The sequence below is a fragment of the Flavobacterium sp. genome (assembly GCF_027484705.1).
In the GTDB taxonomy this organism is placed as follows: Bacteria; Bacteroidota; Bacteroidia; order Flavobacteriales; family Flavobacteriaceae; genus Flavobacterium.
In genome coordinates, this window is record NZ_JAIXSL010000015.1 from 133,813 (window position 1) to 153,014 (window position 19,202).

20 protein-coding genes are annotated in these 19,202 nt (G+C 41.8%); 11 read left to right on the forward strand and 9 right to left on the reverse strand.

From position 1 onward, the window contains the following. Positions 1-18: 18 nt before the first annotated feature. Positions 19-1,614, reverse strand: a complete 1,596-nt coding sequence (gene lnt, locus Q0058_RS08465) for an apolipoprotein N-acyltransferase (protein WP_298222860.1) — start codon at positions 1,612-1,614, stop codon at positions 19-21. A gap of 1 nt (position 1,615) precedes the next feature. Continuing rightward, positions 1,616-2,602: a PorV/PorQ family protein gene (locus tag Q0058_RS08470; protein ID WP_298222916.1), complete on the reverse strand. Its 987-nt coding sequence runs from the start codon at positions 2,600-2,602 to the stop codon at positions 1,616-1,618. A 261-nt stretch (positions 2,603-2,863) separates the two neighbouring features. Here Q0058_RS08470 and Q0058_RS08475 point away from each other — a divergent pair, with 261 nt between their 5' ends. Both Q0058_RS08475 and Q0058_RS08480 read left to right on the forward strand, forming a co-directional pair. Next, a complete protein-coding gene (locus Q0058_RS08475; protein WP_298222862.1) occupies positions 2,864-3,547 on the forward strand; it encodes a CDP-alcohol phosphatidyltransferase family protein in 684 nt (227 codons plus the stop codon). After that, positions 3,547-4,389 (forward strand): glycoside hydrolase family 25 protein, encoded by an 843-nt coding sequence (locus Q0058_RS08480; protein WP_298222864.1) that lies wholly within the window; start codon positions 3,547-3,549, stop codon positions 4,387-4,389. The genes Q0058_RS08475 and Q0058_RS08480 overlap by 1 nt, the downstream gene beginning before the upstream one ends. On the opposite strand, the gene lptB is transcribed toward Q0058_RS08480, so the two are convergent. The 4 genes from lptB to Q0058_RS08500 all read right to left on the reverse strand — a co-directional run bounded on the left by lptB (position 4,386) and on the right by Q0058_RS08500 (position 7,388). Then, on the reverse strand, positions 4,386-5,126 hold the full coding sequence (gene lptB, locus Q0058_RS08485; protein ID WP_298222918.1) for an LPS export ABC transporter ATP-binding protein: 741 nt from the start codon (positions 5,124-5,126) through the stop codon (positions 4,386-4,388). The genes Q0058_RS08480 and lptB overlap by 4 nt on opposite strands. Positions 5,127-5,270: 144 nt before the next feature. Beyond that, the gene (locus Q0058_RS08490; RefSeq protein ID WP_298222866.1) at positions 5,271-5,615 is read right to left on the reverse strand and encodes a carboxymuconolactone decarboxylase family protein; all 345 of its coding nucleotides are present in this window, start codon (positions 5,613-5,615) and stop codon (positions 5,271-5,273) included. Then, positions 5,608-6,423 (reverse strand): twin-arginine translocase subunit TatC, encoded by an 816-nt coding sequence (gene tatC / locus Q0058_RS08495; RefSeq protein ID WP_298222868.1) that lies wholly within the window; start codon positions 6,421-6,423, stop codon positions 5,608-5,610. Before tatC ends, Q0058_RS08490 begins: the two co-directional genes overlap by 8 nt. Beyond that, on the reverse strand, positions 6,423-7,388 hold the full coding sequence (locus tag Q0058_RS08500; protein WP_298222870.1) for a KpsF/GutQ family sugar-phosphate isomerase: 966 nt from the start codon (positions 7,386-7,388) through the stop codon (positions 6,423-6,425). The genes tatC and Q0058_RS08500 overlap by 1 nt, the downstream gene beginning before the upstream one ends. Before the next feature lie 85 nt (positions 7,389-7,473). On the opposite strand from Q0058_RS08500, the gene recQ reads away from it, so the two are divergent. Next, on the forward strand, positions 7,474-9,669 hold the full coding sequence (gene recQ / locus Q0058_RS08505; RefSeq protein ID WP_298222872.1) for a DNA helicase RecQ: 2,196 nt from the start codon (positions 7,474-7,476) through the stop codon (positions 9,667-9,669). A 68-nt stretch (positions 9,670-9,737) separates the two neighbouring features. Here the strand turns inward: recQ and Q0058_RS08510 are convergent, their stop codons facing one another. After that, on the reverse strand, positions 9,738-9,977 hold the full coding sequence (locus Q0058_RS08510) for a hypothetical protein (protein ID WP_298222874.1): 240 nt from the start codon (positions 9,975-9,977) through the stop codon (positions 9,738-9,740). Between the two features lie 62 nt (positions 9,978-10,039). Here Q0058_RS08510 and Q0058_RS08515 point away from each other — a divergent pair, with 62 nt between their 5' ends. The 3 genes from Q0058_RS08515 to Q0058_RS08525 all read left to right on the forward strand — a co-directional run bounded on the left by Q0058_RS08515 (position 10,040) and on the right by Q0058_RS08525 (position 14,878). Beyond that, a complete protein-coding gene (locus tag Q0058_RS08515; protein WP_298222876.1) occupies positions 10,040-11,596 on the forward strand; it encodes a T9SS type A sorting domain-containing protein in 1,557 nt (518 codons plus the stop codon). Positions 11,597-11,719: 123 nt separating this feature from the next. Next, entirely contained in the window at positions 11,720-13,249 is a 1,530-nt protein-coding gene (locus Q0058_RS08520) for a TlpA family protein disulfide reductase (protein WP_298222878.1), read from the forward strand. Positions 13,250-13,312: 63 nt separating this feature from the next. Continuing rightward, positions 13,313-14,878: an FAD-dependent protein gene (locus Q0058_RS08525; RefSeq protein WP_298222880.1), complete on the forward strand. Its 1,566-nt coding sequence runs from the start codon at positions 13,313-13,315 to the stop codon at positions 14,876-14,878. Positions 14,879-15,022: 144 nt separating this feature from the next. Here the strand turns inward: Q0058_RS08525 and msrA are convergent, their stop codons facing one another. Together msrA and msrB are read right to left on the reverse strand one after the other, a co-directional pair. Beyond that, positions 15,023-15,643 carry a peptide-methionine (S)-S-oxide reductase MsrA gene (msrA, locus tag Q0058_RS08530; protein ID WP_298222882.1) on the reverse strand — a complete coding sequence of 207 codons (621 nt, stop codon included), beginning with the start codon at positions 15,641-15,643 and terminating at the stop codon, positions 15,023-15,025. 2 nt (positions 15,644-15,645) lie between these two features. Then, on the reverse strand, positions 15,646-16,074 hold the full coding sequence (gene msrB, locus Q0058_RS08535) for a peptide-methionine (R)-S-oxide reductase MsrB (RefSeq protein WP_298222920.1): 429 nt from the start codon (positions 16,072-16,074) through the stop codon (positions 15,646-15,648). 353 nt (positions 16,075-16,427) lie between these two features. On the opposite strand from msrB, the gene idi reads away from it, so the two are divergent. From idi to Q0058_RS08560, 5 genes are all read left to right on the forward strand, one after another. After that, positions 16,428-16,955 carry an isopentenyl-diphosphate Delta-isomerase gene (idi, locus tag Q0058_RS08540; RefSeq protein WP_298222884.1) on the forward strand — a complete coding sequence of 176 codons (528 nt, stop codon included), beginning with the start codon at positions 16,428-16,430 and terminating at the stop codon, positions 16,953-16,955. A 5-nt stretch (positions 16,956-16,960) separates the two neighbouring features. Then, positions 16,961-17,371 (forward strand): 6-carboxytetrahydropterin synthase, encoded by a 411-nt coding sequence (locus Q0058_RS08545; protein ID WP_298222886.1) that lies wholly within the window; start codon positions 16,961-16,963, stop codon positions 17,369-17,371. Continuing rightward, on the forward strand, positions 17,371-17,820 hold the full coding sequence (locus tag Q0058_RS08550) for a peroxiredoxin (RefSeq protein WP_298222888.1): 450 nt from the start codon (positions 17,371-17,373) through the stop codon (positions 17,818-17,820). Before Q0058_RS08545 ends, Q0058_RS08550 begins: the two co-directional genes overlap by 1 nt. Before the next feature lie 8 nt (positions 17,821-17,828). Then, a complete protein-coding gene (locus Q0058_RS08555) occupies positions 17,829-18,800 on the forward strand; it encodes a type I phosphomannose isomerase catalytic subunit (protein ID WP_298222890.1) in 972 nt (323 codons plus the stop codon). 63 nt (positions 18,801-18,863) lie between these two features. After that, positions 18,864-19,133, forward strand: a complete 270-nt coding sequence (locus Q0058_RS08560; protein ID WP_298222892.1) for a hypothetical protein — start codon at positions 18,864-18,866, stop codon at positions 19,131-19,133. The last annotated feature ends 69 nt before the right edge of the window (positions 19,134-19,202 follow it).

Sequence of the window (19,202 nt, forward strand, 5' to 3'; positions counted from 1 at the left end):
TAAGACTTTAAGATTTATCTAAACTTCAAGTACTTTTCTTTTTTTAACAAGGATATAACCGGTCAGTAAACTCAAAAAGAAGATAGCGAGATAAGCAATATAATCACCGCTAAAGACATAAAAAGTCATGTCGGAGTTGAGGTGCACCGTTCCTTTCAAAGCAGTTTTCTCGCCGTATTTCGTTCTCGAAACAATGTCTCCTTTCTGATTGATGAACGCAGAAATTCCGGTGTTGGCGCTTCTGGCAATATCACGTCGGGTTTCTATGGCCCGTAAGGAAGCAAACGTCAGGTGTTGTTTGTGTCCTTGCGTTTCATTCCACCAGGCGTCATTGGTGATGATGGCTAAGAACTGCGCGTTGTTTTTGACGAAGCCGCTCACATATTCCCCATAAACCGACTCATAACAAATAATCGGAGCTACTTTTGTGCCGTCGTTTGCGATGAATGGAATGCGTTCCTTTTGTGTGGTTTTGGTTGAAATTGTGCCGCCAAGATCCAGCATCACATTGCCTAAAAGTGGTTCGAGGATGCTTTTATAAGGAAGGTTTTCAATGCCGACTACCAATTTCGATTTGTAATATTTCTGGAAATCCGGCTGTTCATTGATAAACAAAGCAGCATTATAAAAATCAACCCACATGCCCGGGCGAAAAATATTCGAAGACGGGCTTACATCTTTCGGATCATAAATGAAATGATACGTGTCAATGCCCCACAATAGTTGGACTTTAGGATGTTTTGCGATATAATTCGTCATTAAGGCTCGGCTCGGTGAATTGTAAAACGCATCAAACGGAGCGCTTTCAGCCAAAACAGTTTCAGGCGCAATGATGAATTCCGTTTTGGGCGTCACGAGTGAATCGGCCTGTTCTAAAAGCCCTTTGGTGATGATGAAATTCGGCGTGTCGTATTTTTCGGTGTACGGATCGACATTCGGTTGCAGCACAATGACTTCTTTAGTTTTGCCTTTGATTTCGTAGATGTTATAAATCCATAAAGAGAACACAATTGGCACGGCAATCATCAATATAACTTTCGGGAAAATCCTGAGGATTCCTGATTTCGCATTTTCAGCATTCGAGATGGCATAAAAGGCTACAACATTCGTCGCCAGAACCCATAGTGAACCGCCGAAAGCTCCTGTATATTCATACCATTGAATCCATTTTGGATTGTTCGCGAATACATTTCCTAAATTGAGCCAAGGCCACGAGAAATCCCAATTCAAATGGAATTTTTCAAAACTCAGCCACAAACAAACCAGGAAAAACAAACTCCATTTTGTGGCAATTCTTTTCGCTACAATATGGTACATTAAGAACAAAACGCTCATCAGCAACGCATTGACCAAAACGGCAAAAAACATCCCGAATCCCGAAGCGTAATAAAGCCACCAGGTTGTGATCGCGTTCCAGGTTACGAAAGTAATGTAGGCACAAGCCCAAACCTTCAACTTCACTTTATAATAAGATTCGCGAAGTTGTTTCTCGGCCAATAATAACGGAATAAAAGCAAAGAAAATGAGCAATGGCGAACCATAAGTCGGCCAACTGCAGGCGAGCAAAAGCCCCGAAAGTACCGCAAGCAAAAATGGATTCAGCGCACTTTTCATCTTATTGGAAAATACTCAAATCCACTTTGAGTGAAAAAATATTCGAGTATAAAGCCGCACTCTGGTTGCCCAAATCGGTCAGAGCATAATCAATCTGGATGCCTTTGTATTTGAATCCCAAACCTACATTCGGCTGGAAACTCAATTTGGTGGTATTGTCTATTTGCGTCAGATTCTGGAAATTCCCAAAACCGGTGCGCAGGAAAACCAAATCCGTATATCCGAACTCAAAACCTACCGCCGGAGCGATGCTGACGAAGTCCGAAGCGATGATATCGTTGGTTTTGTAGAATTCCATGTTGAGGTTGATGGCGGGCATAAACGTATAATCGTAATCGTATTCGAATTTGCGTGAAATCCCGAATTGCGCTTTAGGCAAAGTGATTTCAGTGCTTTCTGGCAAATCCTGATTCTGACCTGCAACGGCATTTTGCACTTTCTTATATTCGTCCTCATCGATGTTCCAGATGTTGTAAGTCGTAGTGATGTCGCGCAGCATCAAGCCAATGTCCCAATTTTTTTTCTTGAATTTAAATCCAACATCGACACCAAATCCCCAAGAATTTGCGAATTTTCCAATCACACGGCGGATTACTTTGGCATTGACGCCGTATTGTAATCCATCTAAAGGCAATCTTCTGGCGTAAGAAAACGTAAATCCGTAATCGGCTGTCGAGAATTTGCTGATGCGGTTGTAATCGATGTTGCCCTGATCGTCGATGAGTTCGGTCGTATTCAAAATGTCATCGACCCCAAAACGGATCATCGAAATTCCGAACGCGCTACGATCATCAATGGGTTTGGCATAAGCCGCATAATCGTATTGCGCAATGTTGGCAAAGTAACTCGCGTGCATCAGAGCGACCTGGCCGCCTTCTTCCATATCGAGCAAACCCGCAGGATTCCAATAGCCGGAATTGACGTCATGCGTAGATCCAGTCACGGCATTGGCCATACCAAGCGCCGCGGCATCGACGCCAATATTCATAAATTCATTGGAGTATTTTCTGGTCGTTTGCGCCTGCACAGCCCAACACAACAGAAGAAAAATAAGTAGACTTTTTCGTTTCAAAGCAATTTTGTTTTCAAACCTGAGTTTGATTTTCGTCAAAAATATACAATTTTATTGAGCTTATTTCTTCCGATTCCTAAATATAGATTTAAAAACCGGTGGAAAAAATAAATCTCTACTAAAAACGTACTTGTCTTTAAGTTATTGTACTAAATTTGTTTTTCAAAAATTTTCAAAATGCAAATCAGAAAACACGTCCCGAATACCATTACTTTATTGAACTTATTTTGTGGTTGCATTGCCCTGGTGGCGATAGCGCGAGGTGATTTTTTTAACGCATTTATATTTGTCTGCTTAGGCATTTTTCTCGATTTTTTTGATGGATTTTTCGCGAGGCTTTTTAAGGTTTCGAGCCCATTAGGCTTACAACTTGATTCGCTTGCTGACATGATTACGAGCGGCGTGGTCCCTGGTTATGTGATGTATTCGATGCTTAACTCGGTTACCGAAAATTCGTATTTGCCTTTCGTTGGTTTTGTCATTACGCTTGGGGCTTGCTATCGTCTGGCGAATTTCAATATCGATGAAAGACAAACTGATTCCTTCATAGGATTGCCGACGCCTGCGAACGCTTTATTTTTCCTAAGCCTGCCTTTGATTTCGGGTTTTGAGTTGCTCACGAATGCAGGTTTTTTAATTGCGCTTACTTTGTTGAGTGCGTACATTATGAATGCAGAAATCCCGTTATTTTCATTAAAAATCAAGAAACTCAACTTCAAGGACAATGCGCTGCAAATTTCGTTTCTTTTGTTGTCTGTTTTGCTGTTGGTCGCTTTTCAGTTTCTGGGCATACCCTTAGTGATTTTGATGTATGTACTACTTTCGATCATCAACAACCAATGGCTTAAAAAAGCCGCTTGATGATGAAGAAAAAACCGGTTCGCAAAAGAGCCACTTCCAAAAAAAATCCTTTAAAATCTAAAATATATAGTGTTGTTTTAGGCGGATTGAGTGTACTTTTTTTAGGCGTCATCATCTGGCATTACCGCAGCGGGCTTGCTTATTACCTGGGTTTCAAATCGGATAAGGTTTTAAGCGACAAAGAAGAAAAGCGGCTCACCGATGTCAGGAATTATCAGGTTTTAAACTGTTACCGCGAGAAAGCTGTCGGTATTGATGTTTCGGAATATCAAGGAAAAATCAATTGGGATGAAGTGCATTGGGTCGAGAATAATTTCAGGCTTCAGTTCGTTTTCATCCGCGCCACCGTAGGAAAAAACAAAGTCGATGCGCAATTTTCTGAGAACTGGAAAGGCGCGAAAAAAAAATTGATTTGCGGCGCTTACCATTATTACCGCCCGAATGAGAATTCACTCGAGCAAGCTAATAATTTCATTAAAAATGTCAAGTTGCGTTTAGGTGATTTGCCTCCGGTACTCGACATTGAAGCAATGCCCAAAAACCAATCGATTGATAGTTTAAAAGTTGGTTTGAAACGCTGGCTCGAAAAAATTGATGCACACTATCAAGTGAAGCCCATCATTTACACGAATGAAAAATTCTACGAAGCTTTCTTGAAAGAAGAATTTAGCGATTATAAATTCTGGATCGCGAATTACAGTTTCTTCGATGAAACCCTACAAGACGACTGGCTCTTCTGGCAGTTTACGGAAAAAGCAACCGTGTCTGGCATTGACGGCAATGTTGATGTGAATATTTACAACGGAACTACAAAAATGCTGCAGTATCTGACGTTAAATTAAAAATGAAGTTTCTTTTTGCGCAGCTCGAAGTTTTGTCCTAAATAGACGCGGCGCACCATTTCATCTTCGACCAATTCTTCGGGAATTCCGGCTTTTAGAATGCCACCTTCAAACATCAGATAAGTTTTGTCGGTAATGGCAAGCGTTTCCTGAACGTTGTGATCGGTAATCAGGATGCCGATGTTTTTGTCTTTGAGTTGCGCCACGATGCGCTGAATATCCTCAACAGCCACAGGATCGACGCCTGCGAAAGGTTCGTCAAGCAGGATGAATTTTGGGTCGGTGGCCAAACAACGCGCAATTTCAGTACGACGACGCTCACCACCGGACAATAAATCGCCGCGGTTGGTTCTGATGTGCTCTAATCCGAATTCGTCAATCAGCGATTCCATTTTGGCGATTTGATCGGCTTTCGGAAGTTTGGTGAGTTGCAATACGCTGAGAATGTTGTCTTCAATACTCAATTTTCTGAACACCGAAGCTTCCTGCGCCAGATAACCGATACCTTGCTGTGCTCTTTTATACATCGGATAGTTCGTGATGTCGAGATTGTCTAAGTGAATCGTTCCTGCATTGGGTTTCACAAGGCCTACAATCATGTAAAATGAAGTCGTTTTTCCTGCTCCATTTGGACCTAAAAGACCGACAATTTCCCCTTGGTTGACTTCTACAGAAATGCCTTTGACGACGCTTCTGCCTTTGTAAGTTTTGACTAAATTATCTGCTCTTAAAATCATTTTCTTTAAGGTACTGAGGTTCTGAGTTGCTGAGGTTCTGAGTTGGAATCCGTACAAATAAACGAATTATCGTGGGAACTGAGGATGAGTTTAACCAATTATTAATGGATTCGTTTTTAATTATAAATTATCAATTGTTAATTATCAATTATTCTCAAGCGCTTCCCAAAATTCGTAAGCTCTTCTGAGATGAGGAATGACAATGGTTCCGCCGACTAAAGTGGCAATGCCCATGGCTTCCATCATTTCTTCTTTGGTGATGCCTTCTTTGTAGGAAGTTTCGAGATGGTATTTGATGCAGTCATCACAGCGCAACACCGTCGAAGCTACCAAGCCCAGTAGTTCTTTGGTTTTGACATCGAGCGCGCCTTCTGCGTAAGCATTGGTGTCGAGGTTGAAAATCCGTTTGACAATCTTGTTGTTATCGGCGAGCAACTTTTCGTTCATTTTCGCACGATAATCATTGAATTCCTGTACTAAATCAGCCATTTTCTTTGAGTCGTTTTTTATAAACCAGCACCGATAAAAGAATGCTGACTTCGTAGATTAATAACATTGGGATGGCCACAATCAATTGGCTCACTACATCAGGAGGCGTAACAATCGCGGCAACAATTAAGATCAGTACCACAGCATATTTCCAGTATTTTCGTAAAAAGGCTGGCGTCACCAATCCGAGTTTTGTAAGGAAAAAAATGATGATTGGCAATTCGAAAAACAAACCGCTTGCCAGAATACTGGTTTTAAACATGCCGATGTAGGATTCGAGGGTGAATTGGTTCTTGACGACCGCGCTCACGGAAAATGTCGCGACGAAATTGACCGACATAGGAATGACTACAAAGTATCCGAAAATTACGCCCATAAAGAACAACAAAGACGAGAAAAAGATGAATACGCGGACGCCTTTTCGCTCTTTTTCATACAAGGCCGGGCTGATGAAATTCCAAACCTGCCATAAGATGTATGGGAAACTCATTACGAAACCGGCCAACAAACACATCCAGACGAACATATTGACCTGACCTTCCATTTCGGTATTCTGGATGATGAACGGCAGATCTTCGATACAGATGCTGTCAGCAAAACCTAATCGGTGTGAAAGTTCACAGAAATAACGGTAAGTAAAAAAACTGGAACGTGTTGGCCCAAAGATGATCACGTCGAAAAGATAATCGCTTACAAAATAAGTCCCGAAAGCCATGACGATGATCGCAATGGTACTGCGGACCAACAACCATCGCAATTCCTCGAGATGGTCTAAAAACGACATTTCGTTAAGATTTTTCTTTGCCATTATACAATCCCTTCTTTTAGAATGTCGTGTAAGTGCAATATGCCTTTATATTCGCCATTGTCGGCAACTACGATTTGCGTGATGGAATTATCTTCGAGAATGTTGAACGCATCCACCACCATCGCATCGGATGCAATCATTTTCGGGTTTTTGGTCATGATGTCGCGCGCCGTTACATCATTTAACGTGTCTCGGTCGGCAAGCATTCTACGAATGTCGCCATCGGTAATGATCCCAACGACTTTGTTATTTTCAATCACTGCCGTTACGCCAAGACGTTTTTCGGAGATCTCAAATATCACTTTTTTGATCGGTGTATCGAGGCTGACGGAAGGTTTGAGCGCATTGTTGAGCATGTCTTTCACACGAAGCAACAGTTTTTTTCCAAGTGCGCCGCCGGGATGGTATTTGGCAAAATCCTCGGCTTTGAAATCGCGTATTTCCATGAGGCAAACCGCTAAAGCATCGCCAATAACTAGTTGTGCTGTGGTGCTGTTGGTTGGAGCGAGATTGTTCGGACAGGCTTCAGCATCTATGGTGGTATTCAATACCAAATCAGAAGATTTAGCGAGGAACGAAGTCATGTTGCCAGTAATGGCGATTAAACTGCTGCCATAATTTTTTAAGAATGGAACTAATATTTTGATTTCGGGGCTGTTGCCGCTTTTGGAAATACAAATCACTACATCGTCTTTCTGGATCATTCCCAAATCGCCGTGGATGGCTTCCGAGGCGTGAAGAAACAGCGAAGGCGTTCCCGTAGAATTCATCGTGGCGACAATCTTCTGGGCGATGATCGCGCTTTTTCCGATGCCGGTCACAATCAGTCTGCCTTTAGAATGGAATATCGTTTCTACAGCTTCAACGAACTGATCATCGAGGAAATCGACGAGCTTTTTTATAGAGGCACTTTCCGACAGTATTGCTTTTTTGGCGGCCGCCAATATATTTTCTTTTGTAATCAAAACTGTATGTTTAAAATTTGCGTGTGTAAAAGAAAGTTGTATCTTTATGTGATGCAAATTTATATAAAAATACCATTAACACAGAATGAATTCAAACGAAATTGACATACACAAAGAACTAAAAAAGTATTTTGGTTTCAACCAGTTTAAAGGTCTACAAGAACAAGTCATCAAAAGTATATTGGCAAAACAGAACACCTTCGTCATCATGCCGACCGGAGGCGGGAAATCGCTTTGCTACCAATTGCCTTCTTTGGTTCAGGAAGGAACGGCGATTGTCGTTTCCCCATTGATCGCATTAATGAAAAATCAGGTCGATGCCATCCGAAGCGTATCTTCAGAAAACGGTGTCGCACACGTATTAAATTCCTCACTCACCAAAACCGAAATCAATCAGGTCAAAAAAGACATCACCAGCGGCATCACTAAATTGCTTTATGTGGCTCCGGAATCGTTGACCAAAGAAGAGTATGTGGCTTTTCTTCGCACCGTTCCGATTTCATTCGTAGCGATTGATGAAGCGCATTGCATCTCAGAATGGGGCCATGATTTCCGCCCGGAATACAGAAACTTAAGACACATCATCAAACAATTGGGCGATGTTCCTGTAATCGGATTAACCGCTACGGCAACGCCTAAAGTGCAGGAAGATATTCTCAAAAACCTCGACATGTCGAATGCGACGACTTTCAAAGCGTCATTTAACAGGCCGAATCTTTTTTATGAAGTACGCACCAAAACTAAAAATATTGAAGGTGATATCATCCGATTCATTAAGCAACACAAAGGCAAATCCGGGATTATTTATTGCCTGAGCCGCAAAAAAGTGGAAGCCATTGCGGAAGTGCTTCAAGTGAATGGCATCAGTGCCGTTCCTTATCACGCAGGCTTGGATGCGAAAACACGCGCCAAACATCAGGACATGTTTTTGATGGAAGACGTAGATGTTGTGGTCGCCACGATTGCGTTCGGAATGGGCATCGACAAACCCGATGTGCGTTTTGTGATCCATCATGATATTCCCAAATCTTTAGAAAGTTATTATCAGGAAACCGGTCGCGCGGGTCGTGACGGTGGTGAAGGTTATTGTCTGGCTTATTATTCCTACAAGGATGTGGAAAAGTTAGAGAAATTCATGTCCGGAAAACCAGTCGCGGAACAGGAAATCGGTTTTGCTTTGTTGCAGGAAGTCGTGGCTTATGCCGAAACTTCGATGTCGCGGCGTAAATTCCTGTTGCATTATTTCGGAGAAGAATTCGACAGCGAAAATGGCGATGGAGCCGATATGGATGATAATGTGCGCAATCCGAAAACCAAAATCGAAGCGAAAGACCAAGTCGTCAAATTACTCAAAGTCGTTCGCGATACCAAGCATTTATACAAATCCAAAGAAATTATTTACACGTTGATTGGCCGTGTGAATGCCGTAATTAACGCGCACAAAACCGATGCGCAACACTTCTTCGGTTCGGGAAAAGATTTCGAAGAACGTCACTGGATGGCTTTAATCCGCCAAGTATTGGTCGATGGTTTGCTTTCCAAAGACATCGAAACTTACGGTGTGCTTAAAGTGACCGAAAAAGGAATGGATTATATCGACAATCCAACTTCGTTCATGATGTCGGAAGACCACGAATATACTGAAGCTGAGGACGAAGCGATAATATCAGCGGGTAAATCTACCGGAACTGCTGACGAAGCGCTGATGGCGATGTTGCGTGATTTGAGGAAAAAAGTCGCCAAAAAATTAGGTGTGCCGCCGTTTGTCGTTTTTCAGGATCCGTCTTTAGATGATATGGCTTTGAAATATCCGATCAGCATTGATGAGCTTACGAATATTCACGGAGTAGGCGAAGGTAAGGCCAAGAAATACGGTAAGGAATTCGTCGAACTCATCAGCCGGTATGTGGAAGACAACGACATCATTCGTCCGGATGATTTGGTCGTAAAATCGACGGGTGCCAATTCTGCCAACAAATTATACATCATTCAGAATATCGACCGCAAACTTGCTTTGACTGACATCGCTTCCGCCAAAGGGCTCAACATGGATGCGCTCATCAAGGAAATGGAACAAATCGTTTATTCCGGCACCAAACTCAACATCAAATACTGGATTGATGAAATGCTCGATGACGAACAGCAGGAAGAAATTCAGGACTATTTTATGGAATCGGAAACCGACAAAATAGAAGATGCGCTCAAAGAATTTGACGGCGATTACGATATTGATGAATTGCGTCTGATGCGCATTAGGTTTATCAGCGAAGTTGCCAATTAAAATAAAAAACAGTTTAAATCCCAAATTCCAATAAGCTAAAATTGGAGTTTGGGATTTTTTATTGGTGCTTATTCACCATAAATTTCTCCACGGTGCGGTTTCAAAGTATCGCGAACGGTGATCATGTTTGCTTCTTCTACAACCATAAAAGCCGTGGCGTGCATGTCATTGATGATGTCAAACCCCGTAATGTTTAACGGCAATTTTTCCGACGCAATATATTCTTTGAGATGTATTTCGTGATGCTCCGCTGTCTTGGAAGCAACCGATCCGCGGAAATCCCAAATAAGCTTGATTTTTTTAGACATTTTTTTAGCAAAGATACATTGTCGGGTGATTTGTTTTGCTACATTTGAAAAAAACTAATCTTATGAGCAATAATTACTTAACGTTTCGGTCTGCGCTAAAAGGTGCTTTTTTATTACTTTTTTTAGGCTTCTGTTCAAACAATATTCAGGCACAATCAAATTATTCGGTAGTTCCGATTCCTTTTCAAGTATATACAGCAACGGCTCCTGTTCAAGGGACTAATGATGATTCTTATGCAGAACCGATTTTATTGGGTTTTGATTTTGACTTCTATGGCACAACATACAATCAGGTTAGTGTAAGTACCAACGGATATATAAGCTTTACGCCGCAAAACACTGGTGAAGGCAGCTCGCCTTACTTTTTTAATCAAACCATTCCAGATGCGAATTTTCCGGTAAAAAACGTTTTTTTAGGCGCTTATCACGATATGGATAATCGCAACGGTGAAGGAACAATTACCTATGCCATAATAGGCAATGCGCCCTACAGAAAACTAGTGGTGATTTTTGACAATCAATCGCATTACAACTGTAATAATATCAAAAGCACTTTTCAAATGGTTTTGTATGAGACGTTAAACATCATGGATACACAAATTATTGACAAACAAGACTGTTCAATCTGGAATTCGGGAAATGCCGTAATAGGGATTATCGACCAGACAGGACTATTGGCGGTTGCGCCTCCAAACAGAAACACTGCAGCGTGGACGGCTTTCCATGAAGGATGGCGTTTTCAAAGACCCATTTCAACAAGTTCTTATTTGTTTGCCAAATGTGATGATGATGCTGACGGTTTCGTAAGTTTCAATCTGCAAGTCGTACAAAATGATTTGTCGGCAGCCAATCCGGCCGGAATTTCTTTCTACAGCAACGAATCTGATGCGGTTTTGCAAACCAATGCTTTTACAAATCTCAATTATACCAACAGCACGATTGACACCGAAAAGATTTATACCAACGTCAATGGAGAAATCAAAACAGTTGTTCTAAGAGTGGTCGCTTGTGGCAATGACTATGATTTAGATTCAGTTGCCACCGCTGACGAAGACTTAAATGCCGACACCAATTTAGCGAACGACGACACAGATTCAGACGGAATTCCAAATTTTATCGACAATGATGACGACGGCGATATGATCCTGACTTCGGTAGAATATGTATTTAACAGAAGCGCGAATAGTGCTTTGGCTTACTTAGATACTGACAATGATGGCATCCTTAATTATCTTGACAATGATGATGACGGCGACAACGTATTGACCATTAACGAAGACTACAACCAAAATAATAATCCGGCTGACGATGATACCAACACCAATTCCATTCCGGATTATTTAGAAAGCGCGGTGGCTTTGGGTGTCAACAATTTTGATATCAAAAGAACTGTGACGATTTACCCAAATCCGGCGAGTGCTGTTTTGAATATTGACAACCAATCGAACGAGATAATTTCGAATATTGCCGTGTACAATATCAATGGTGTTAAGGTCAAAGAAATCAAATCTGCAGAAGCCATGCAGTCCATTCCGGTTTCGGATTTGCAGAGCGGTATTTATTTTGTAAAAATCGAATTGAACGAGCAAGTAATCAATTATAAGTTCATCAAGAATTAAAATACACTTCTGAAATATTTTTAAAAGGTTTGGTAGCAATACGGAACCTTTTTTTTATGTCAGAATGTTGTGTGAAATATTTATAAAATCAATTATTTTTGTGGCAGTAAAATTAAAATCATCATGAGAAATTGGCTTGAACGAAAATTAGCAATGGTTCTGGTTTTTTGCTTTTTTTCATTATTCGCTACCGCACAAAACGGTTACAAGATTACCGTTAACATGAAAAATTGTAAGGATTCCATTGCGTTTCTTACTTTTTATCAGATGGATAAAACCTACATCAAAGACACTTGCAGGAATATCAGCAACGGGAAAATTGTGTTCACCGGAAAAGACAAACTCGACAAAGGCGTCTATTCGTTAGTCAACCAAAAAAAGGAAATCGTCTTTGATTTTATCATCGATGATAACATGCAAAATCTCAAATTGAATGGAGATTCCGCAAGCCTCAAAAGAGAAGCCAACGCTGAAAACTCCGATCAGGAAAATGATTTTTTCAAGTATATTCAATACCTGACGCAGCAAAATGAGCAATTCGCTACGGCCAAACAGGAGCTCAAAGGTTTGTCTAAAAAAGATTCCATATCAAAAGTGATGACGCTTTACAAAACGTTGGAGCAAAGCATCAACGACTACGAAATAAAGGTTTCGGAAAAAAATAAAGGCAATTATTTAGGAGATTTCATCAGCCTCAAAATGGATAAAAACCTCAAAGAGATTCCGAAGGCTTCCAACGGACGTCCTGACAGTTTGAAAGTTTATAAATATTATAAGGCGCATTTTTGGGATGGCGTGAGTTTCAAAGATCCGGTCATCACGCGCAATCCATTTTTCTCGAACAAACTCAAGAAATACTTCGAGACGGCGGTTTACAAGCACCCGGATTCCGTGATTGTTGAAATCGACAGAATCATGCTCAAGCCCGATCCGGGAAACTTGCTCTACAAGTTGTTGCTGGCGCATTTCACATCGACTTACGAAACCTATAATGTCATGGGATTCGACAAAGTGTTCGTGCACATGGCCGATGCTTATTTCAAGACCGGAAAAGCCGTCGGGACTTACGAAGATGATGTCATCGATAGAATCATCAAACGCAGCGACAAACTCAAGCCATTGTTGCTAGGAACCGTCGCGCCCGAATTGTCGATGATTAAAGCTTCCGACCGCGAAAAGATTGCCAAATTGGGTTTTGAAAACGCCAAAAGCAGCGCAGAAGTCACGCAACTTTATTACAATAATGAAGCTGAAATCAACAATATGTTTTATAAACTGAGTAGTGTTAAGGCAGACTTTCTGATTCTCGTATTCTGGGATGTCGATTGCGGGCATTGTCAAAAGGAAATCCCAAAGCTTTTGGAAGAATACCACAAATTGCAAAAAGAAAACAAAGACGTCAAAGTGTTTAGCGTCTACACGCAGCAAGAAGGTGACAAATATTTGAAATACATCGATGAGCACAAACTCGACTGGATCAATGTTTATGATGGTGTGTTTTTCAATAACGTGACCGAGAAATACGATATCTATTCGACGCCCGTGATTTATGTGCTCGATAAAAATAAAATCATCAAAGCGAAACGCATCGGAGTCGAACAGATCAAAGACATCATCAGGGATATTGAAGCCGAATACAACAAGGTCAAATAATTCCCTCGCATTTTAATCACCGCATCCTGACCATTTATTTTTAAGTTTGTCAAAAATTCCGCCATGCCACAAGAATTGCTTTTACAGGTTCCGCCCGAAGTGGCCGTTGATGCCCTTTTGCTCAAGGAGCACGTAAGCAAGTTAATACGCAGCAACCCTAAAGAAATACAGCATATTTCGATTGTAAAGCGTTCAATTGATGCACGCCAAAAAGCCATCAAGATCAATCTGAAAGTGTTGATTTTCATGAATGGCGAAACCTTCACGCCTCAAAAAATTGAACTTCCAGAATATAAAAATGTAACGAATGCTCAGGAAGTAATCGTGATTGGAGCCGGTCCTGCCGGACTTTTTGCGGCTTTGCAACTCATTGAAATTGGGCTCAAACCCATTGTTATCGAACGTGGAAAAGAGGTGCGTGGCAGACGCCGTGACCTTAAAGCAATTAATCTCGATCACATTGTCAATGAAGATTCGAATTATTGTTTTGGCGAAGGTGGTGCGGGAACGTATTCCGACGGCAAACTTTATACGCGTTCCAAAAAGCGCGGCGATGTCACCAGAATATTGGAATTGCTCGTGGCTTTCGGAGCTTCGGAAGCTATTTTAATTGAAGCGCATCCGCACATCGGAACCAATAAACTGCCACAAATCATTCAGGACATCCGTGAAAAGATTATAGAATGTGGCGGGCAGGTTCTGTTTGAAACCCGCGTCACCGATATCATCTTAAAAAACAATGCAGTTCAAGGCATCGTGACCCAAAACGGAACTACGATAACCGCCAGTAAAATCATTTTAGCGACCGGACATTCGGCACGCGATATTTTTGAACTGCTCGATAGAAAACAAATTTATATTGAAGCCAAACCATTTGCACTCGGCGTTCGCGCAGAACATCCGCAAGCGTTGATTGACAAGATCCAATACAGTTGCGATTACCGCGGTGACTATTTGCCTCCGGCGCCTTATTCGATTGTGAAGCAAGTCGGCGGTCGTGGCATGTATTCGTTTTGTATGTGTCCCGGCGGCGTGATTGCGCCTTGTGCGACGAGTCCGGGAGAAGTGGTGACCAATGGTTGGTCGCCGTCAAAACGCGATCAGGCTACGGCGAATTCGGGCATTGTGATTGAACTCAAACTCGAAGATTTCAAACCTTATCAAAAATTCGGCGCTTTGGCAGGCATGGAATTCCAGAAAAGTATTGAACAAAAAGCGTGGCATTTGGCAGGCGAGACGCAAAAAGTTCCGGCGCAACGCATGGTCGATTTTACGCAAAACAAAGTCTCGGCCGATATTCCTAAAACTTCCTATGTTCCCGGAACGACTTCGGTTGAAATGGGGCAGGTTTTTCCTCGATTCTTATCGCAAATTTTGCGCGAAGGTTTTTCTGAATTCGGCAAAACGATGAAAGGGTATCTGACCAACGACGCAATTTTGCATGCGCCCGAAAGCAGGACTTCTTCGCCGGTGCGGATTCCGCGTGATGCTGAAACTTTGGAGCATGTTCAGATTAAAGGCTTGTATCCTTGCGGAGAAGGCGCGGGTTATGCCGGAGGAATTGTTTCTGCAGCGATTGATGGGGAGAAATGCGCTTTGAAGATTGGGGAAATTCTGCTTAAAAAGTAAGCCTTATGCTGACCCTAGATTGCGTGAGGGATTGGCGCGGTATCCTTTTGTTCCGGGGTTCGGGACAAAAGATTTAGCAAAAGCCCGACCCTTGTGGTCACGCCCAAAAAGAAAGCCGAAAATCACTTCCCGGCTTCTTTAAAATTATTTCTTTTTCAATCGGTCTTTGAAAACCTTTTCGAACTTTTCCAGTTTGGGCTGAATCACCATTTGGCAGTAAGGTTGATCTTTGTTCTGCTGGTAATAATTCTGGTGGTAATCTTCAGCTTTGTAAAATTTCGTGAACGGTTCCAAAGTCGTCACAATCGGATGATTGTAAACCTTCGCTTTTTTGAGCGCGGCGATGATGTTTTGTGCGGCTTCTTTTTGCGCTTCGTCTTTGTAAAAAATCACAGAACGGTATTGCGTTCCGACGTCTGCACCCTGACGATTCAAGGTTGTCGGGTCGTGAACCGTAAAAAATACACGGAAGATTTCGTCGAGGTTCGTAACGGTTTTGTCATAAGTGATTTGCACGACTTCGGCATGACCCGTGTTTCCGGAACAGACTTCGCGATATGTTGGGTTTTCGTTTTTACCACCGGCAAATCCGGAGACTACCGATTGCACGCCGTTGAGTTGTTCATATACGGCTTCGACGCACCAGTAGCAGCCGCCGCCAAGGGTTATGGTTTCAAGATTCGACATTTTGTTGGGTGTTTTAGGTTTGTTTTGTGCGATACCGCTTTGTGCGATAAGGGCGAAAATGAGCAATATTTTTTTCATGGTTATTTCGTGTCAGGTTCAAAATCGAGCGCGATGGAATTCATGCAATAGCGTTTTCCGGTTGGCGCGGGGCCGGCATCGAATAAGTGACCTAAATGTCCGCCGCATCTTCCGCAAAGTGCTTCTATACGGAGCATTCCGAACGAATTGTCATCTTTATACACGACACTGTTTTTGTTTTCCTGTTCGAAGAAACTTGGCCAGCCGCAGCTGCTCGAAAATTTAGCGTCGGAACGGAATAGTTTGTTGCCACAAGCGGCGCAATAGTAAGTTCCTTTTTCGTCGGAATTCCAGTATTTTCCCGTGAAGGCGCGCTCTGTGTCGGCGTGTCTGGAGACTTGGTACAGATCTTCAGTCAGGACTTTTTTCCATTCTGCATCGGTCACGTGAAGTTTTTCTTGGCTGGTTCTGGAGTAATACGGATTTTTCATAGCGGTTTCTTTTTTGGGGATGGTTTTTTGGTCGGTTTTATTTTGCGCACAGGCTGTTAAAATGAAGCAAAGCGTAAACATGTATAGCGACAGCAATCGAATGTTGTTTTTCATAATCAAGGTTTTTTTGTTCGATGTAAAGGTATTGCGTTACTTACGTTGGGGTTTGTCGGTTAGTTTACAAAACATCGATTTTTATAGAAAACTTAACATCTTCAAGGCTCCTAAAAAGCATCCGTAAAATTAACGCAGCAAGTCATAAAGGCGTATGAAACACTCGTTAAACTTATCACAATTTCAAATTCGCCAAAATCAACCGCGGTTTTTTTGTATTTTTGGGCATCGATACTGCTATGAAAGAAGAACAAGTTATTTTAGTCAACGAAAACGATGAGCCGATTGGTTTGATGCCCAAACTCGAAGCGCATCAGAAAGCGATGCTGCACCGTGCCTTTTCAGTTTTTATCCTCAATGACAAGAAAGAGATTATGTTGCAGCAACGCGCGCATCAGAAATACCATTCGCCATTGCTGTGGACTAATACTTGTTGCAGCCACCAGCGCAACGGGGAAACCAATATTGAAGCCGGAAGCAGAAGGTTGTTTGAGGAAATGGGATTTCGAACCGAACTCAAGGAATTATTCCATTTTATTTATCAGGCGCCGTTTGATAATGGGCTTACCGAACATGAACTCGACCATGTGATGATCGGTTATTACAACGAAAATCCGGTCATTAATTCCGAAGAAGTCGAAGCTTGGAAATGGATGAAGATTGAAGACGTCAAAGCCGACATGATCCAAAATCCTGAAATCTACACCGTTTGGTTTAAGATCATTTTTGATGAGTTTTACCATTTTTTAGAAGACCATACCTTATAATTCCTATGAAAGTAACCCTCAGTAGAAAAGCGCATTTCAACGCCGCGCACCGCTTGTACCGCAAAGATTGGTCTGACGAAAAGAATGACCAGATTTTTGGCAAATGCAACAATCCGAATTATCATGGGCACAATTATGAATTGATTGTGAGCGTTACCGGTGAAATCGATGCTGAAACGGGTTATGTCATGGATGTCAAATTCCTGACTGATATCATCAAGGCGGAAGTGGAAGATGCTTTCGATCATAAGAACCTAAACCTCGATGTCGAAGATTTTAAAGATTTAAATCCGACTGCCGAAAATATCGTCGTGGTGATTTGGAATAAAATCAGAAAACGCATCGCATCGAAACTCGATCTCGAAGTGGTTTTATATGAAACGCCGAGGAATTTCGTAACCTATAGCGGAACGTGATGGCCTTGCAAGTCGGAGATTCCATTCCACATTTTATAGCCAAAGATGCAGCCGGAAAAGATTTTGACAGCCGCAATTACATCGGCAAAAAGCCTGTCGTGATTTATTTTTACCCCAAAGATGACACGCGTGTTTGCACCCAGCAGGCTTGCAGTTTCCGCGACCAATATGACGATTTTAAAGCGTTAGGTGCGGAAGTTATTGGCATTAGTGGCGACAGCATCCAGTCGCACCAGAAATTTTCTGCGCAATATCAGTTGCCTTTCATACTTTTGTCGGATGCCGATAGAAAGCTAAGGAAGCTTTTCGGAGTTCCTAGAGATTTATTGGGATTGATTCCGGGCAGAGTTACTTATGTGGCCAATGAAAGAGGCATAATCACGATGATTTTCAACAGTACTTCTGGCACGATTCATATTAAAAAAGCGTTAGAAGCCTTACAAAAATAATTTACAAAATGACAGCTAAACAATTATACCCGCTGCAATTCCAACCGATTCTTAAAGACAGGATTTGGGGCGGCACGAAACTGAAAACGGTTTTAAACAAACCCATTACTTCAGAAATTACAGGCGAAAGCTGGGAATTATCTACTGTAGAAGGTGACGTGAGCGTAATCGCAAACGGACTATTCGAAGGAAAATCGCTGCTAGAACTCATCAACGAATTTCCCAATGAGGTTTTAGGAACGCAAGTACATGAACAATTCGGCAAACAATTTCCGTTGCTGTTTAAATACCTCGATGCGCGCGAAGATTTATCGATTCAGGTGCATCCGAATGACGCTTTGGCTAAAGCACGCCACAATTCTTTCGGGAAAACCGAGATGTGGTATGTGATGCAAGCCGACCCAAACTCAAGATTGATTGTAGGTTTCAAGAAAGATTCGAACGCTAAGGAATACGTCGAAAACCTTGAAAATAACTCCTTGCTCAACATCCTCGATCAAGTGGATGTGAAGGTCGGTGATGTTTTCTTTCTTGAAACCGGAACCGTACATGCGATTGGCGCCGGCTTATTGATTGCGGAAATCCAGCAGACTTCAGATATTACTTATCGTTTGTATGATTTCGACCGTGTGGATGCGCAGGGAAACAAGCGGGAACTGCATGTTGATCTGGCTTTGGATGCGATCAATTACAATCGGGTTGAAGCTAAAAAAGAGTACAAAAAAAAGGAGAATGCTTCCAATACGATGGTGGATTGCAAATATTTCACCACCAATTTTATTCCGTTGGAAGGTTCGCTGAATGTTCAGAAAGATGCCACTTCGTTTACAGTTTATATGTGCACCGAAGGCGAGTTTACGCTGACTTTGGCCAATGCGGTTTACAGTTATAAAAAAGGCGATACGATTTTGATGCCTGCTTCGCTGACCGAATTCCAACTCGACGGAACCGCTTCTGTTTTAGAAATTTATATCAAATAAGTTTTTTATCCGTAAAATAGGTGTACTTTTGCACGCAAATTAAAATTAAAAAATACCATCATCATGGCAAATGTTAAGAATTTAAAGAAAGACATCAACTACGTTTTAGGCGATATTATTGAAGCGGTTTATTTGTTCGAATTGTCTACTACCGGAAAGCCTTCAGATGCGTCTAACGCCGTAATCGACGAAGCGATCGCTACTTTTGACCAATTGATCACGAAAGTGAACGCCAAAAAAGTAGAGAACAAAAAAGCGCACTTCAAACAAATCAACGTGGAATTAGAACAAGCTGCTAATCAACTGGTTGCTAAGATCAACGATTTGCAGTAATAAATTGCAGTAAAAAAGTTTCATTTTTATTTTGGATATTTAAAATGGACTTCTATATTTGCAACGGAT

Coding starts and splice junctions, on each gene's coding strand:
- lnt (WP_298222860.1), bottom strand. CDS start 1,614: ATGAAAAGTGCGCTGAATCCATTTTTGCTTGCGGTACTTTCGGGGCTT.
- Q0058_RS08470 (WP_298222916.1), bottom strand. CDS start 2,602: ATGAATATTGGCGTCGATGCCGCGGCGCTTGGTATGGCCAATGCCGTG.
- Q0058_RS08475 (WP_298222862.1), top strand. CDS start 2,864: ATGCAAATCAGAAAACACGTCCCGAATACCATTACTTTATTGAACTTA.
- Q0058_RS08480 (WP_298222864.1), top strand. CDS start 3,547: ATGATGAAGAAAAAACCGGTTCGCAAAAGAGCCACTTCCAAAAAAAAT.
- lptB (WP_298222918.1), bottom strand. CDS start 5,126: ATGATTTTAAGAGCAGATAATTTAGTCAAAACTTACAAAGGCAGAAGC.
- Q0058_RS08490 (WP_298222866.1), bottom strand. CDS start 5,615: ATGGCTGATTTAGTACAGGAATTCAATGATTATCGTGCGAAAATGAAC.
- tatC (WP_298222868.1), bottom strand. CDS start 6,423: ATGGCAAAGAAAAATCTTAACGAAATGTCGTTTTTAGACCATCTCGAG.
- recQ (WP_298222872.1), top strand. CDS start 7,474: ATGAATTCAAACGAAATTGACATACACAAAGAACTAAAAAAGTATTTT.
- Q0058_RS08510 (WP_298222874.1), bottom strand. CDS start 9,977: ATGTCTAAAAAAATCAAGCTTATTTGGGATTTCCGCGGATCGGTTGCT.
- Q0058_RS08515 (WP_298222876.1), top strand. CDS start 10,040: ATGAGCAATAATTACTTAACGTTTCGGTCTGCGCTAAAAGGTGCTTTT.
- Q0058_RS08520 (WP_298222878.1), top strand. CDS start 11,720: ATGAGAAATTGGCTTGAACGAAAATTAGCAATGGTTCTGGTTTTTTGC.
- Q0058_RS08525 (WP_298222880.1), top strand. CDS start 13,313: ATGCCACAAGAATTGCTTTTACAGGTTCCGCCCGAAGTGGCCGTTGAT.
- msrA (WP_298222882.1), bottom strand. CDS start 15,643: ATGAAAAAAATATTGCTCATTTTCGCCCTTATCGCACAAAGCGGTATC.
- msrB (WP_298222920.1), bottom strand. CDS start 16,074: ATGAAAAATCCGTATTACTCCAGAACCAGCCAAGAAAAACTTCACGTG.
- idi (WP_298222884.1), top strand. CDS start 16,428: ATGAAAGAAGAACAAGTTATTTTAGTCAACGAAAACGATGAGCCGATT.
- Q0058_RS08545 (WP_298222886.1), top strand. CDS start 16,961: ATGAAAGTAACCCTCAGTAGAAAAGCGCATTTCAACGCCGCGCACCGC.
- Q0058_RS08550 (WP_298222888.1), top strand. CDS start 17,371: ATGGCCTTGCAAGTCGGAGATTCCATTCCACATTTTATAGCCAAAGAT.
- Q0058_RS08555 (WP_298222890.1), top strand. CDS start 17,829: ATGACAGCTAAACAATTATACCCGCTGCAATTCCAACCGATTCTTAAA.
- Q0058_RS08560 (WP_298222892.1), top strand. CDS start 18,864: ATGGCAAATGTTAAGAATTTAAAGAAAGACATCAACTACGTTTTAGGC.